Raw genomic sequence first — 14,017 nt, 5'->3', positions numbered from 1 at the left:
TCACGCTGCGGAGATGCCGGTGCACTGCGAATGCCCGGCGGCGCCGCTCAAACGGCGCGGACGCGGAGCAGTCACTGCGCCCAGCGCGCTCCGATCACGCGTGGCTCCGGCTCGAGTGCGACGCCGAAGCGCTCCTCGACGGTCGTGGCGACATGCCGCGCGACGCGTAGCAGATCCGCACCGGTTGCAGCGCCGTGGTTGACCAGTACCAGCGCGTGGCCCGGCGACACGCCGGCATCGCCGTCGCGATAGCCGCGCAGACCCGCGCTGTCGATCAACCAGGCGGCCGAGAGCTTGCGCAGGCCGTCGCCCGCGGGGAACACCGGCAGACGCGGATTCGCCGACAGCAGCGCATCGGCGATGTCGGCGCTGACGATCGGATTCTTGAAGAAGCTGCCCGCATTGCCGATGACGGCCGGGTCCGGCAGCTTGCGACGACGGATCGCGATGACGGCGTCGGCGACGTCGCGTGCGGTCGGCGCATCGATGCCACGCGCGGCGAGTTCGTCCGCGATGCCCGCGTAGCCGAGGTTCGGCGCGCCGCCGCGGCGCAGGCGGAATTCGACGCCCGTGACGACGTAGCGCGCCGGATCGTGCTTGAACACGCTGTCGCGATAGGCGAACGCGCAGTCGGCGTTCGTCATTCGCGCGCTTCTACCGGTGGCGGGTTCGAAGACGTGCATGGCATCGATGAGCTCGCGCACCTCGACGCCATAGGCACCGATGTTCTGGATCGGCGCCGCGCCGACGGTGCCCGGAATCAGTGCGAGGTTCTCGATACCGGACAGGCCATCATCGAGCGTGCGGAGAACGAAGGCATGCCATTCGACGCCTGCATCGACAGAGAGCCGCACGGTATCGCCGTCATCGTCGAGCACGCGAATCTGCGTACCCGTCAGGCGCAACACCGGCGCCTCCGGCGCATCGACAAACAACACGTTGCTGCCGCCACCGAGCACCAGCGGCGTCGTTCCGGCCAGCGGCGCGACTGCGAAAACGTCGGCGAGGCGGCTGGCATCGTCGACCTCGACCAGCCACGGCGCGCGTGCGTCGACACCGAACGTATTGAGACCGCGGAGATCGGCGTCGCGCGTGATGCGCACGCCAGGAATCGGATCGCTCATGTCGGGAACATGTGCCCGCGGCTAGGGGCTTCCTTGCGACGGCGGATCGCCGCCACGCATTCGCGCACCAGTACGGGCCCGCGGTAGATGAAGCCGGTGTAGCACTGCACGAGGCTGGCACCTGCGGCCATCTTGGCGACCGCATCGGCGCCGGAAAGGATGCCGCCGACGCCCACCAGCGGGATCGATTCGGGCAGGCGCGTGCGCAGGCGGCGTAGCACGTAGGTCGACTGCTGCATCACCGGCGCGCCCGACAGACCGCCCGGCTCGTCCGCATGCGGCGAATCCTCGACGCCTTCCCGCGAGATCGTCGTATTCGTCGCGATCACGCCATCGACCTGCAGATCGGCCAGCACGCGCGCAGCGGCTTCGATGTCGTCGTCGGAAAGATCCGGCGCCACTTTCACCAGCATCGGCACACGTTTGCCGTGCTGTGCGCCGAACCGCTCCTGCGCCTCGCGCAGCGTGCCGATCAGGCGTCGCAGCGACTGCTCTTCCTGCAACTCGCGCAGGCCGGCCGTGTTGGGCGATGAAATGTTGATGGTGATGTAGTCGGCGAGCGGATACACGCGTTCGAGGCAATGCAGGTAGTCGTCCTGCGCCGATTCGTTCGGCGTGTCCTTGTTCTTGCCGATGTTGATGCCCAGGATGCCGCGCCGATGACGCACGGCCTCGACGTTGTGCACCAGCGCGTCGACGCCAAGATTGTTGAAACCCAGGCGATTGATTACGGCGCGATGCTTCGGAAGCCGGAACATGCGCGGCTTCGGATTGCCCGCCTGGGGACGCGGCGTCACCGTGCCGACCTCGACGAAGCCGAAACCGAGGCCGAACAGCGCGTCGATGTGTTCGCCGTTCTTGTCGAGCCCTGCGGCGAGGCCGACGGGGTTGGGAAAGTCGAGCCCGAACACGTTGACCGGATACGGCGACTGCGCCGGTCGTCGCGCAACCAGGCCGAGCAGGCCCGCCTGTTCGAGCGTGTCGAGACCACGCAGTGCCACGCCGTGCGCGGTCTCGGCATCGAGTCGGAACAGCAGCGGGCGCAGCAGGCCGTACATCAGTGCGCGGCGTGCAGGAGCACGGCGAAGAGCCCACCGAAGAACAGCATCACGACGACGAGGGCGATCAACATCACGACCAGGTGCGCGTAGCCGAGCACGAGTCCGACGGTCGCCATTCCGTCGCCGCCGACCGCACCGCGCGCGGCGCGGATTTCGCGCCGCGCCAAGTGCCCGCAGATGATCGCTCCAATCGCACCAAGAATCGGCAGGACGACCCACGACAGGATGCCGAGCACGAGGCTCGCCACCGCCATCGGGCTCGAAGGAACGTTGATCGGCTGCGAGCTCATGTCGGTGCCTTAAAGGTCGAACTTGATGCCTTGCGCGAGCGGCATCGAATCGGAGTAGTTGATCGTGTTGGTCTGGCGACGCATGTACGCCTTCCACGCGTCCGAACCGGACTCGCGCCCGCCGCCCGTTTCCTTCTCGCCACCGAACGCGCCGCCGATCTCCGCCCCCGAGGTGCCGATGTTGACGTTGGCGATGCCGCAGTCCGAACCCCATGCCGACAGGAACTGCTCGGCCGCCTTGAGGTTGGTGGTGAAGATCGACGACGACAGGCCCTGCGGAACCGCGTTCTGCAGTTCGATGGCTTCGTCGAGCGTCGAATACTTCATGACGTAGAGGATCGGCGCGAACGTTTCGTGCTGCACGATCGCGGCGTCGTTCGTCAGGCCGGTGACGATCGCCGGCAGCACGAAGTTGCCGGGGCGATCGATCGCGGTACCGCCCGTGGCGATCGTGCCGCCCGCCGCCTTCGCTGCGGCGATCGCATCGAGATACGCCTGCACGCCGTCGCGGCTGTTGAGCGGGCCCATGAGGTTCGACGGATCGGTCGGATCGCCGATCTTGCCTTCGGCCTGCTTGTACGCGGTGACCAGCTTGGCGAGCACGTCGTCGTAGATCGACTCGTGCACGAACAGGCGACGCGTGGTGGTGCAGCGCTGGCCGGCGGTGCCGACCGCGCCGAACACGATCGCCGGAATCGCGAGCTTCAGGTCCGCCGACGGGTCGACGATGATCGCGTTGTTGCCGCCGAGTTCCAGCAGCGAACGGCCCATGCGGCGCGCGACGCGCTCGCCGACCATGCGGCCGACCTTGGTCGAACCGGTGAACGAGATCAGTGGAATGCGCGCGTCGTCGACGAAGGTCTGCGCGAGATCCGAACCGGCGTCGTTGAACAGGAAGAAGATGTCCGGGAAGCCGCCGGCGCGCAGCGCTTCGTTGCAGATCTTCATCGACGCGATGGCCGACAGCGGCGTCTTCGGCGACGGCTTCCAGATCGCGATGTCACCGCAGACGGCCGCGACGAATGAGTTCCACGCCCACACCGCGACCGGGAAGTTGAACGCCGAAATGATTCCGACCAGGCCGATCGGATGCCACTGCTCGTACATGCGGTGGCCGGGGCGCTCCGAATGCATCGTCAGACCGTAGAGCTGGCGCGACAGACCGACGGCGAAGTCGCCGATGTCGATCATCTCCTGCACTTCGCCGTCGCCTTCCGGCTTCGACTTGCCCATCTCCAGTGCGACCAGCGAGCCGAGCGCGTCCTTGTGCTGGCGCAGCGCTTCGGCGCAAAGACGGATCGCTTCGCCGCGGCGAGGCGCCGGCGTCGTGCGCCACACCTTGAACGCGGCCTGCGCGCGCTCGACGATGGTGTCGTAGTCCTCCTGCGACGACGCATGCACGCGCGCGAGCACCGTGCCGTCGGTGGGGCTGACGGACTCGAGCACGCCGGCGTCGCGCGTCTGCGACCACTGGCCGCTGCCGAGGTACGTGCCGGATTCCAGCTCGGTCAGGCCGAGTGCGGTGAGGACGGGGTGGGTCATCGTGATGCTCCATGATCGGCTGCGCCCACCGACGAGGTCGGATCGCGGACGCGGCAAGGCGAGGGTTCCAGTGGCGGCCCCGACACGATTCGAACGTGCGACCTTCCCCTTAGGAGGGGGACGCTCTATCCAGCTGAGCTACGGGGCCCCAAGCCGCCGATTTTCGCACGGGAGCGGACTGTGCCGGTAATCACGCTCCGGCGATCGCAGCGTCGCCCCAAAACCGCTTGGCAGGACCGCCGCTGCGCCGGTACACTGCGCGTCCTCGTGGGGCGGTAGCTCAGCTGGGAGAGCGTCGCGTTCGCATCGCGAAGGTCAGGGGTTCGATCCCCCTCCGCTCCACCACGATTACGCAAAAACGGCGCCTTCGGGCGCCGTTTTTGTTTGGAGGTATCGGCTGCTCAGCGCTTTGCGAGCAACGGTGCCAAAGCCGGTTCGAGCTGCTCGCGACGCCAGCCCGCCAGCGACTCCGGCCATTCACCGGTATCGACCAACGGTTCGAGCATGCGGCGCGACGCGAGCACCGCATCCGCGACGCCGAGTTCCTCCGCGCGTTTGGACACGGCGTCCTGCAGCGCCTTGATGCGGTTCTTGTCGCGACGTTCGGCCTGCGTGGCGTCCGGCGCATCGGCTTCGTCGGCGAGTGGCGTCGTAAGCGCGTTCCAAACTGCATCGACGAGCTTGCGTGGGCCTTTGGGGTGCGCGCGGATCGCTTCGGCGACGACGTCACGATCCGTCGGCTCCGGGCGGGCGAGGGTGGCCGCGAGTTCGTTGTCGAGCACCCAGCTGCGCGGTAGGTCGGCGATGCGCGCATGCGCATCGCGCCAGCGCAGCAGTCGGAGCAGGCGTGCCTGCGCGTCGCGGTCGAAGAACTGCGCGCTGCGCATCGACAGGTGAGGCCAGCGTTCGGCGGGGTCTTCGATCGCGTTCGCGACAGTGCGCGCCATGTCGGCATCGAGCCAGCCGCGGCGGCCGAGCGCGTCGAGCTTGGCGACCAGCACGTCGTAGATCTCGAAGAGATGCGCGACGTCTTCCGCCGCGTACTGCAATTGTGATGCGGATAGCGGGCGGCGCATCCAGTCCGAACGCGTCTCGCCCTTTTCGAGCGCAACGCCGGTGATCTCCGCGACCAGCTTCTGGTAGCCGAGTCCCGCGCCGATGCCCGCGAGCGCGGCGGCGGCCTGCGTGTCGAACAGCGGGCGCGGCACTTCGCCGCAGGTTTCGCGCAGCGCGATCAGATCCTCGCTCGGGCTGTGCATGATCTTCAGCACCGCCGTGTCGGCGAGCAGCGGCGCGAGCGCTTCGTTCATCCCCGGCACGAGCGGATCGACGAGCAGGATCTCGACGCTGCCGTCGTCCTGTGGCAGTGCGATCTGCACCAGTGCGAGCTTCGGCCAGTACGTGCGTTCGCGGACGAATTCCGTGTCCAGGCCGACGCGCGACGGCGGCGATGCAAGGCGCGCGCGCAGCGCGTCGGGGCGATCGATCCAGTGGGCCAAGACGGGTGCCGGGTTTGCGGGAGCGGGCGACAATAGCCTACTTTCCGTGGACCCGGCGGCAGCGGCCGCAGGCAGGAGGCGTCTTGCGCACGAAGGCCCGGACGAAGCCCGCACAGGCCATCGCGCTGACTGTCGCGATGGGCGGCGCGCTGCTTCTCGCCGGCTGCCACGATCGCGACGCGGACTCCGCTGCCAAGGCCCGCGTCGCCCCCAGCGTTACCGTCGGCGAGGCCGAATCGCGACTGCCGGGCTGGCGCGCACCGCACATCGACGTCGACCGTCGCAATGCGCAGGCGCTCGCCAAACAGGCTGACGACGCGCTCGCCGCGGGACGCTTCGCCGACGATGACACCTCCTCGCTACCCCTGTTCATGGCGTTGCGCGACTACGCGCCGATGCGCACGCGCGCGGAGGCGGGCGTCGAACACTCCGTTGCCGGCCTGGTGCTGCAGGCGCGCGAGGCGCTGGCGGACATCGATGTCGATCCGGACGCGCTGCATCGCGTTCGCCACGCGGCGTCCGTGCTGCGCGTGGTCGCGCTGGATCGTCCGGAGGTCGAGCGCTTCCTGCAGCAGGTCGACCGCGTCGAGGATGGCCTGCGCGACAGCGAGCGCGGCGAGGCGGAACTCGCGCAGGGGCGTATCGGCGAGGACGGTGGTGAAGGCGCGATCGCGTGGTTCCGTCGCGCGCTTGCGCTGCGCGCCACCGATGCGCGCGCGAAGCAGGGCCTGGCAGCGGCGGAAAGTGCGCTGATCCGTCGCGCCGAGGAGTCGGCGGCCAAAGAGGACTATGTCGGCTCCGAACGCTGGCTGGTGCTGGCGCAGAAGGTGCGGCCGGAGGCGGGCGTCGTCGCGGAAGCGCGTGCGCGCATCGCGTTCGAACGCGCCGCCCGCATCGGTGACCTGCGCGACGCCGGTATCGCCGCGCTGACGCAGCCGCGTGGCGTGGAAACCGCGCGCGGATTTCTCGCGCACATCCTGCGCATCGCGCCCGCGGCCGATCCGACCGCGGCCGAGCTGCGGCGACGCATCGATTTCGCCGTCCATTACGGCCTGTTCGTGCCGGGGCAGCGCTTTACCGATGCGCTGCAGGGCGGGGGGCGCACGCCGACCATGGTGGTCATCCCGTACGGCGATTTCACGATGGGCGCGCCGCCGGGCGAACGTGGCGCGAGCGACGCCGAGCGCCCGACCCGCGCGATCCATTTCCAGCGCGGGCTCGCCGTGTCGATGACGGAAGTGACGGTGGGCCAGTTCCGACGTTTCGTCGACGCGACCAAGTACCGGGCGCGCTCGACCCGTCGCGGCTATTCGGTCGTCTACGACCTGCGCAGCGGCAACTTCGTGCGCCGTGGCAACGTCGACTGGCGCAGCGACTACCTCGGTCGACCAGCGACGGACGACCTGCCCGTCGTGCACGTCAGCGCGAAGGATGCCAGTGCCTACGCGGAGTGGCTGGCGCAGGAGACGGGGCATCGCTACCGCCTGCCCAGCGAGGCCGAGTTCGAATACGCCGTGCGCGCGGGCTCGAAGACGCCGTATCCGTGGGGCGCTGGTACGCCGCCCCCGAACACCGGCAACTTCACGGGGGCAGGCGACCGTTCGCCGTCGGGGCGCACCTGGCAGAACGTGTTCCCCGGTTACGCGGACGGCGCGTGGGGGCCGGCGCCGGTCGCGCACTACGCGCCCGATCGATTCGGTCTTCACGACATGGCCGGCAATGTCAGCGAGTGGGTGGCGGACTGCTGGCACAGCAGCTACCGCCGCGCCCCGCGCGACCAGCGCGCCTGGGTCAATCCGGGCTGCAGGCAGCGCGTGATGCGCGGCGGCTCCTGGGCCAGTTCGCCGGCGGAGGTCCGTTCGGCCTGGCGCAGCGGCACGGACGCCGACACCACGAACGCGCGCATCGGCTTCCGGGTGGTGCGCGACCTCTAGTCGCTGCAACCTTGGAGTTCATCGATGCGCATCGATCCGTTGGGCCAGTCTGTCGGCACGCAACGTCGTGACTTCGGATTCGGTGGCATCCGCTGGATCATCCTGATCGGTTTCGCGATCTACGCCGCGGTGTCGTGGTTCGGCAGCGCGCAGAAGGATCCCTACACCGGCGAGACGGCGCACTACGGGGCGTCGACCGATGAAGAGGTCGACCTCGGCACGCAGGCGTTCCAGCAGGTGGTTGGTGACGCGCAATCGCAGAACGCACTGGTGCCGGCGAACGCGCAGGTTAGCCAGCAGATCCGCGGGATCGCCGAACGCCTTATCAAGCGCGTGCCCGACGTCACGCAGGATCTCGCGCAGGCCAACGGCACCGCAGCGCCGGAGAACTACAAGAACTTCCAGTGGGACGTCGCCGTCATCCAGTCGGACGAGGCCAATGCGTTCTGCCTGCCGGGCGGCAAGATGGCGGTCTACACCGGACTGATTCCGATCGCGCAGAACCAGGATTCGATGGCGGTGGTGATGGGCCACGAGATCGCGCACGCGCTGTTGCGCCATGGCTCGCAGCGCATGGCCCAGCAGAAGCTGGTCGAGATGGGGCAGATGGCGGCGGGCGTCGCACTGGGCGGCATGGATCCGAACCAGCAGCGCGCGGTGATGGGCGCGCTGGGCGCCGGTGCGCAGTACGGCTTCATCCTGCCGTACAGCCGCAACCACGAGGCGCAGGCGGACCAGGTCGGCCTGATGCTCGCAGCGGCGGCCTGCTTCAACCCGCACGAGGCGATTCCGCTGTGGCAGCGCATGGAGCAGCTCGGCGGTGGATCGCGTCCGCCGGAGTTCGCGTCGACCCACCCGGATCCGGAAAACCGCATCGCGCACCTGCAGCAGCTGATGCCGCAGGCGGAAGCGTTCTACAAGAAGTTCTGTGGCGGCGGGGCGCCGGCGGAGGTCGCAGCAACCCCTTGACCGCAAAACGCTACCCAAGAAAAAACCCGAGTCGCCCTCCGGCGGCGCGGGTTTTCCAAGTCGATCGATGCGCCCCGGCGTTGTCCCGGCTGCCGACTACTTCTGCGTCTCGCTCTTGCGCCCGGTCGGGGCACCCATGGTGCCGGACAGGTTCTGCTGGAAGTCCTTCCACATCTGCAGGTTGCGCTCGGTGAGCTGGTTCATCAGCGTCCACGGCGTCTGGCCCAAGAGGCCGCCCATCTGCGTGCGGAACTGCTGTTGCTGGTCGAGGAAGAGCTGCATCGACTTCTCGAGGTAGCTGGCCATGAAGCCCTGCATCGAGTCGCCGTAGAAGCGGATGATCTGGCTCAGCAGCTGCGTTGACAGCAGCGGCTCACCGTCGGATTCGTGCTCGGCGATGATCTGCAGCAGCACCTGCCGGGTCAGATCGTCGCCGGAGCGTGCATCCCGCACTTCGAACTCTTCGCCGTCGATGATCAGCTGACGGACGTCTTCAATGGTGATGTAGCTCGAGATTTCCGTGTCGTAGAGCCGTCGATTCGGATATTTCTTGATGACGCGCGGAGAAGCCATCTGCGGAACACCGGAAAAAAGCGGGATGTCCCGAGAATGACGCAGTGCGGCAGGCCACGCAACTGCGCCCCCGGCCGCGGCCGGCCCGGGGGCTGACCGCTTCAGTGCCGGCGATCACCAGCCCATGTACTGGCCGCCGTTCACGGCGAGGTTCGCGCCCGTGATCCAGCCGGCCTCGTCGGGAATGAAGAACGAGACGGCGTAGGCGATCTCGTCCGGATTGCCGAGGCGCCCGGTCGGGATCTGCTGGATGATCTTGTTGCGCACCTCTTCGGGTACCGCCATGACCATGTCGGTGCCGATGTAGCCGGGCGATACCGTGTTCACGGTGATGCCGAACTTCGCGTTCTCCTGCGCCAGCGAAATCGTGAATCCGTGCATGCCGGCCTTAGACGCCGCGTAGTTCGCCTGGCCGTACTGGCCCTTCTGCCCGTTGATCGAGCTGATCTGGATGATGCGGCCCCACTTGCGGTTGCGCATGCCCTCGATGACCGGGCGCGTGACGTTGAACACGGAGCCGAGGTTGGTCGTAATGACCTCGTTCCACTGCTGCGACGTCATCTTGTGGAACGTCGTGTCGCGGGTGATGCCCGCGTTGTTGACGAGGATGTCGATCGGACCGAGCGTGGTTTCGACGTCGCGCACCATCGCCTCGCACTGGTCGGGATCGGCGACGTCGGCCTTCGACAGGTACACCTCGACGCCCTTGTCGCGAAGCTTCTGCTGCCAGGCGCGCGCCTTCGCCTCGTCGCGGTAGTTCGTCGCGACTTTGTGGCCCATCGAGGCCAAGCGTTCGATGATGGCGGTTCCGATGCCACCGGTGCCGCCGGTGACCAGTGCTACGCGACTTTGCATGAGCTGCTCCGTGCTGGCGCGACCTGCGCCGCTCGTCCCGATTCTAGGCACGAAGCCTCAAAGCTGTGTGGCAGTTCGCGGGATTTTCGTCGGATCGAATGCGGCGAGGGCACGTCCGAGCCATGCGCTGACGGTCTCGTCTTCGAAATGCTGCAGTGCAGCCTGTCCGAGCGCCGCCCACGCGCGCTGCAGCGCGGGCAGGGGATTGGCCGGATCGACCGGATTGGACGCCAGAGATTTCGACAACTTGCGGCCTTCGTCGTCGAGGACGACGGGGAGATGCGCGTAACCCGGCGTCGGCAGGCCCAGCGCGCGTTGCAGCAGGATCTGCCGTGGCGTGGAGTCGAGCAGGTCCGCGCCACGGACGACATGCGTGACGCCCTGGTCGGCATCGTCGACCACCACCGCGAGCTGGTAGGCCCAGAGGCCGTCGGCGCGATAGAGCACGAAGTCGCCGACGTCCGCGTCGACGTCCTGCACCTGCGCGCCGAGCAGGTCGTCGTCAAAGCGCACGCGGGTGCCGTCGGCGACGCGCAGCCGGACCGCCGGCGCGCGGTCGGGGTCGGGCGCACGCACGCAGGCGCGATGCACGCCGCCGGTCGCGGCAAGGTCGGCGCGGCTGCACCAGCACGGAAATGCGAGGCCGCGATCAGCCAGGTCCTCGAGTGCGGCGCGATACGCGGCATGACGAGCGCTCTGTCGCACGATCGGCTCGTCGGCATGCAGGCCGAACGCGCGCAGTGCATGGAGCTGACGCGCCGCTGCGCCCGGCACTTCGCGCGGCGTGTCCACATCTTCGACGCGCACCAGCCAACGTCCGCCGGCGCGGCGCGCGAACAGCCAGCTGCCGAGCGCGGCGAGCAGCGAACCCGCATGCAGGTCGCCGGTGGGCGAGGGCGCGAACCGTCCCCGGTACCCGCTGCCGGTCATGCGGCTGAAGCGGCGCTGGCCGTCGCGAGCACGGGGGATTGAAAAGCGGCCGTGGACGCGCCACGTTCAATCGCACGTAACGCTGCCCCGCGGATCCTCGACGCCATGCTCAAACGCATCACTCTTTTCCTCGCGACCAACCTTGCCGTGCTGGTGCTGCTGAGCATCGTCATGCGCGTGCTCGGGGTGAACCCGCAGACCAGCGGTGGGCTGCTGGTGATGGCGACGCTGTTCGGCTTCGGTGGCTCGTTCATCTCGCTCATGATGTCCAAATGGATCGCCAAGCGCACCACCGGTGCGTACGTGATCGAACAGCCGCGCAACGAATCCGAGCGCTGGCTCGTCGACACGGTGCGTCGCCAGGCGGAAGCTTCCGGTATCCGCATGCCGGAAGTCGCGATCTACGAGGGCCCGGAAATCAACGCGTTCGCGACCGGCCCCAGCCGTAACGATTCGCTGGTCGCGGTGTCCACCGGCCTGCTGCGTAACCTCGATCGTGACGAAGCCGAAGCGGTGCTCGGCCACGAGGTCAGCCACGTCGCCAATGGCGACATGGTGACGATGATGCTGATCCAGGGCGTGCTCAATACGTTCGTGATCGTGCTGGCGCGCGTGGTCGGTCGCCTCATCGACGGCTATCTCGGCGGCAACGACCGTCGCGGCGGCGTCGGCTACTTCGTGACCGTGATGGTGCTGGACATGGTGTTCGGCCTGCTGGCGAGCGTCATCGCGATGTGGTTCTCGCGCCATCGCGAATTCCGCGCGGACGCGGGCGGTGCGCATCTGGCCGGGCGCGAGAAGATGATCGCGGCGCTCGAGAAACTCTCGCGCAATCACGGGGAAACCACGCTGCCCAAGCAGGTGCAGGCGTTCGGCATCAGCGGCGGGGTAGCACACGGCATGCGTCGCCTGTTCATGACGCATCCGCCGCTCACCGAACGCATCGAAGCGCTGCGTCGGCTGCCCGCGGAAAGCCCGTCGGTGCGCGTGGTGACCTGAGCCTGTCGCGGCGACAAAAAAGCCCGCCATCCGGCGGGCTTTTCATTTCACGATGCGGCCGATCAACCGAACTCGTAATCCATCGTGGTGCTGACGCCGGCCAGGAAGAAGCCCTGTGCGTAGTCGACGCCCGCGCCGAACAGCACCGACATGCTCTGCGCGTCGCGCACGTGTTCGGCGATAGTGTGCTTGCCGAGCGCACGCGCCTTGTCGGTGATCTCGCGCAGGCGCTTCTGGTGCTCGGCGCTGGTGCCGAGCTGCTCCATGAAGGTGCGGTCGATCTTCAGGAAGTCGGCATCGAAGTGCGCAAGCAGCTGGAACGAGTTGAGGCCCGCGCCGAAATGCTCAAGGCCGACGCGCACGCCCGAACGCGCGGCGCGCGCCTGGAATTCCTGTGCCGCACGCAGGTTGGTGAACACCTTCGATTCGGGCAGCTGCACGACGAGCAGGCTGCCATCGGCGCCATGCTTGGTGATCTGTTCCTCGATGTGCTTGATCAGGCTGTCGTCCTGGAGCGAGCTCTCGGTGATCTTGACCAGCAGCGTGGTGCGCTTGCCCGCGCTCATCCGCTCGCCGATCACCTGCAGCGCGCTGCCGACGACCCAGCGGTCGATCTCCCACAGCAGCCCGTTTTCTTCCGCGATCTGCAGGAAGGCCAGCGGCGCGACGAGCTCGCCCTGGTCGCCCTTCATGCGCAGGTAGGCTTCGTAGATCTCGCCGGGCTCGCCGTGCAGGCTCACCAGCGGCTGATAGGCCATGGTGAAGCGGTCGGAATCCAGCGCATCGCGGATGCGGTCCACCCACGCCTGCACGCGCTCTTCCTCGGCGCGGTCGGCCGCGCCCGGGTCGAACACTTCGGCGCGGTTGCCGCCCATCCCGCTCGACGACTGGATGCCCTGCGTTGCGCGTGCGAGGACGGCGGTGATGCTGGCGATCTTCTCGCCGATCTGCACGCCGCCGATGCTCACCGTCGCATTGAGCGAACGGCTGCCGGCTTCGACGACGTGGTCGGCGAACGCGTTGCGTACCTGCTCCGCCAACATCGTGGTGACTTCGTGGTTCGCACCGCGGGCCAGCGCCGCGAACTGGTGTTCGCCAAAGCGCGCGAGGATGACGTCCTCCGGCACGCTGTCGCGCAGGCGCCGCGCGCAGGCGGCGACGAGGTCGTCCGCGGCGTCGAGGCCGATGTCCTGCAGCAGCTTGGCGTAGTAATCGGGTTCGATCAGCAGGAAGCCGCTGTGCGTCGAATTCTGCGCCGCGTCGGCGACAGCGTCCTCGAGCGCGCGCAGGAAGGTCGCGCGGTTGAGCAGGCCGGTGACCTGGTCGCGCTGGCGCAGCTCTTCGACTTCGCGCGCGAGGTCCGGGTCGATCTCCTGCCGGCGCAGCACCAGCTGCAGGCAGTGCTCGCCCTCGTACATCGCCGGCGTGAATTCCATAACGGCGGGAAACTGGTTGCCGTCAAGCGTCCGCGCCTCGACTTCCACGCGCGGCGGCGGCGCTTCGCCCTTGGACAACTTCTTCAGCAGCGCCTTGAAGGCTTCGACGTGCGACGGCGCGATCATGTCGAGCAGCGACATGCCCTCGACTTCATCGAACGACTCGTAGCCGAACATCTCGAGGTAGGCCGAGTTGGCCCGGATGTGCATGCCCTCGTGGATGTAGGCGATGGGATCGCGCGAGGACTCGATCAGCGAGTCGCAACGGCGCTCGGTCTCGCGGACCTGGAACTCGAGCTTGCGCAGCGCGCGCCGGGCCTCGAGGTCCGACCACTCGGTCTGCACGACATTGACGATGTGGTCGTTGCGATGGCGCAGCACGACGCCGCGCGCGCCCATCGTCATCGCCTCGAGCACGCCGGTCTCGTCAATCTGGTCGACGAGCAGGAGCACGGGAAGATCCTTGCCGCTCGTCGCGACGCGTTGCAGCACGTCGGCGGCGGGCACCAGCGTGGCCTTGCGGGCGAGGAGCACGAGGTCGGGAGACTGCTGGCCGACCTGATGGGCCAGCTCGTCGGGGTTCTCGGGGCGCGAAGGCCGAACGGCGATGCCGGCGTTGCGAAGCGTGCTGACGACGGCCTCGGCCGCCTCCACGCTGTCGTCGACGATCACGAGTCGCAGGGCCGCGTCTTTCCCGAACTGCATTCCCATCTCCTTGCGGTCGCACCCAGTTATGACATGCCGGGTGTGTTCACGTCATCCCCGAGCGGTCGTTCCAAGGCGACGAATGGCGTGCCGCCCGCCC

12 protein-coding genes and 2 tRNA genes are annotated in these 14,017 nt (G+C 67.9%); 4 read left to right on the top strand and 10 right to left on the bottom strand.

Annotated features, from left to right (window positions below; all coding sequences use genetic code 11):
- Window positions 1-71 precede the first annotated feature (71 nt).
- The 5 genes from murB to DWG18_RS08275 form a co-directional block, all read right to left on the bottom strand.
- On the bottom strand, window positions 72-1,124 hold the full coding sequence (gene murB / locus DWG18_RS08295; RefSeq protein WP_115646765.1) for a UDP-N-acetylmuramate dehydrogenase: 1,053 nt from the start codon (window positions 1,122-1,124) through the stop codon (window positions 72-74).
- Window positions 1,121-2,182, bottom strand: a complete 1,062-nt coding sequence (locus DWG18_RS08290; protein WP_115646764.1) for a quinone-dependent dihydroorotate dehydrogenase — start codon at window positions 2,180-2,182, stop codon at window positions 1,121-1,123. Before DWG18_RS08290 ends, murB begins: the two co-directional genes overlap by 4 nt.
- The gene (locus DWG18_RS08285) at window positions 2,182-2,475 is read right to left on the bottom strand and encodes a DUF4190 domain-containing protein (RefSeq protein ID WP_115646763.1); all 294 of its coding nucleotides are present in this window, start codon (window positions 2,473-2,475) and stop codon (window positions 2,182-2,184) included. The genes DWG18_RS08290 and DWG18_RS08285 overlap by 1 nt, the downstream gene beginning before the upstream one ends.
- A 9-nt stretch (window positions 2,476-2,484) precedes the next feature.
- Window positions 2,485-4,017: an aldehyde dehydrogenase family protein gene (locus DWG18_RS08280; RefSeq protein WP_115646762.1), complete on the bottom strand. Its 1,533-nt coding sequence runs from the start codon at window positions 4,015-4,017 to the stop codon at window positions 2,485-2,487.
- A gap of 71 nt (window positions 4,018-4,088) precedes the next feature.
- Window positions 4,089-4,165 (bottom strand) — tRNA-Arg (locus DWG18_RS08275).
- 121 nt (window positions 4,166-4,286) lie between these two features.
- On the opposite strand from DWG18_RS08275, the gene DWG18_RS08270 reads away from it, so the two are divergent.
- A tRNA-Ala gene (locus DWG18_RS08270) sits at window positions 4,287-4,362 on the top strand.
- 56 nt (window positions 4,363-4,418) lie between these two features.
- Here DWG18_RS08270 and rnd read toward each other — a convergent pair.
- Window positions 4,419-5,516 carry a ribonuclease D gene (gene rnd / locus DWG18_RS08265; protein ID WP_115646761.1) on the bottom strand — a complete coding sequence of 366 codons (1,098 nt, stop codon included), beginning with the start codon at window positions 5,514-5,516 and terminating at the stop codon, window positions 4,419-4,421.
- 83 nt (window positions 5,517-5,599) lie between these two features.
- On the opposite strand from rnd, the gene DWG18_RS08260 reads away from it, so the two are divergent.
- Together DWG18_RS08260 and DWG18_RS08255 are read left to right on the top strand one after the other, a co-directional pair.
- The gene (locus DWG18_RS08260) at window positions 5,600-7,450 is read left to right on the top strand and encodes a formylglycine-generating enzyme family protein (RefSeq protein WP_240318491.1); all 1,851 of its coding nucleotides are present in this window, start codon (window positions 5,600-5,602) and stop codon (window positions 7,448-7,450) included.
- A 24-nt stretch (window positions 7,451-7,474) separates the two neighbouring features.
- Window positions 7,475-8,419 carry a M48 family metallopeptidase gene (locus tag DWG18_RS08255; RefSeq protein WP_115646759.1) on the top strand — a complete coding sequence of 315 codons (945 nt, stop codon included), beginning with the start codon at window positions 7,475-7,477 and terminating at the stop codon, window positions 8,417-8,419.
- Window positions 8,420-8,515: 96 nt separating this feature from the next.
- Here DWG18_RS08255 and phaR read toward each other — a convergent pair whose 3' ends face one another.
- The 3 genes from phaR to gluQRS form a co-directional block, all read right to left on the bottom strand.
- On the bottom strand, window positions 8,516-8,992 hold the full coding sequence (phaR, locus tag DWG18_RS08250) for a polyhydroxyalkanoate synthesis repressor PhaR (RefSeq protein ID WP_205289327.1): 477 nt from the start codon (window positions 8,990-8,992) through the stop codon (window positions 8,516-8,518).
- Window positions 8,993-9,106: 114 nt separating this feature from the next.
- Window positions 9,107-9,847, bottom strand: coding sequence for an acetoacetyl-CoA reductase (gene phbB, locus DWG18_RS08245; RefSeq protein WP_115646757.1), 741 nt, complete (start codon window positions 9,845-9,847; stop codon window positions 9,107-9,109).
- 57 nt (window positions 9,848-9,904) lie between these two features.
- Complete coding sequence (gene gluQRS, locus DWG18_RS08240) at window positions 9,905-10,777, bottom strand: tRNA glutamyl-Q(34) synthetase GluQRS (RefSeq protein WP_115646756.1); 873 nt, start codon at window positions 10,775-10,777, stop codon at window positions 9,905-9,907.
- Window positions 10,778-10,882: 105 nt separating this feature from the next.
- Here gluQRS and htpX point away from each other — a divergent pair, with 105 nt between their 5' ends.
- A complete protein-coding gene (gene htpX / locus DWG18_RS08235; protein ID WP_115646755.1) occupies window positions 10,883-11,776 on the top strand; it encodes a protease HtpX in 894 nt (297 codons plus the stop codon).
- Between the two features lie 62 nt (window positions 11,777-11,838).
- Here the strand turns inward: htpX and DWG18_RS08230 are convergent, their stop codons facing one another.
- Entirely contained in the window at window positions 11,839-13,917 is a 2,079-nt protein-coding gene (locus DWG18_RS08230; protein WP_115646754.1) for an EAL domain-containing protein, read from the bottom strand.
- Window positions 13,918-14,017 lie beyond the last annotated feature (100 nt).

This window comes from Lysobacter sp. TY2-98 (genome assembly GCF_003367355.1).
In the GTDB taxonomy this organism is placed as follows: Bacteria; Pseudomonadota; Gammaproteobacteria; order Xanthomonadales; family Xanthomonadaceae; genus Cognatilysobacter.
This window is presented reverse-complemented; position numbering and strand designations above follow the sequence as displayed.

Coding starts and splice junctions, on each gene's coding strand:
- murB (WP_115646765.1), bottom strand. CDS start 1,124: ATGAGCGATCCGATTCCTGGCGTGCGCATCACGCGCGACGCCGATCTC.
- DWG18_RS08290 (WP_115646764.1), bottom strand. CDS start 2,182: ATGTACGGCCTGCTGCGCCCGCTGCTGTTCCGACTCGATGCCGAGACC.
- DWG18_RS08285 (WP_115646763.1), bottom strand. CDS start 2,475: ATGAGCTCGCAGCCGATCAACGTTCCTTCGAGCCCGATGGCGGTGGCG.
- DWG18_RS08280 (WP_115646762.1), bottom strand. CDS start 4,017: ATGACCCACCCCGTCCTCACCGCACTCGGCCTGACCGAGCTGGAATCC.
- DWG18_RS08255 (WP_115646759.1), top strand. CDS start 7,475: ATGCGCATCGATCCGTTGGGCCAGTCTGTCGGCACGCAACGTCGTGAC.
- phaR (WP_205289327.1), bottom strand. CDS start 8,992: ATGGCTTCTCCGCGCGTCATCAAGAAATATCCGAATCGACGGCTCTAC.
- phbB (WP_115646757.1), bottom strand. CDS start 9,847: ATGCAAAGTCGCGTAGCACTGGTCACCGGCGGCACCGGTGGCATCGGA.
- gluQRS (WP_115646756.1), bottom strand. CDS start 10,777: ATGACCGGCAGCGGGTACCGGGGACGGTTCGCGCCCTCGCCCACCGGC.
- htpX (WP_115646755.1), top strand. CDS start 10,883: ATGCTCAAACGCATCACTCTTTTCCTCGCGACCAACCTTGCCGTGCTG.
- DWG18_RS08230 (WP_115646754.1), bottom strand. CDS start 13,917: ATGCAGTTCGGGAAAGACGCGGCCCTGCGACTCGTGATCGTCGACGAC.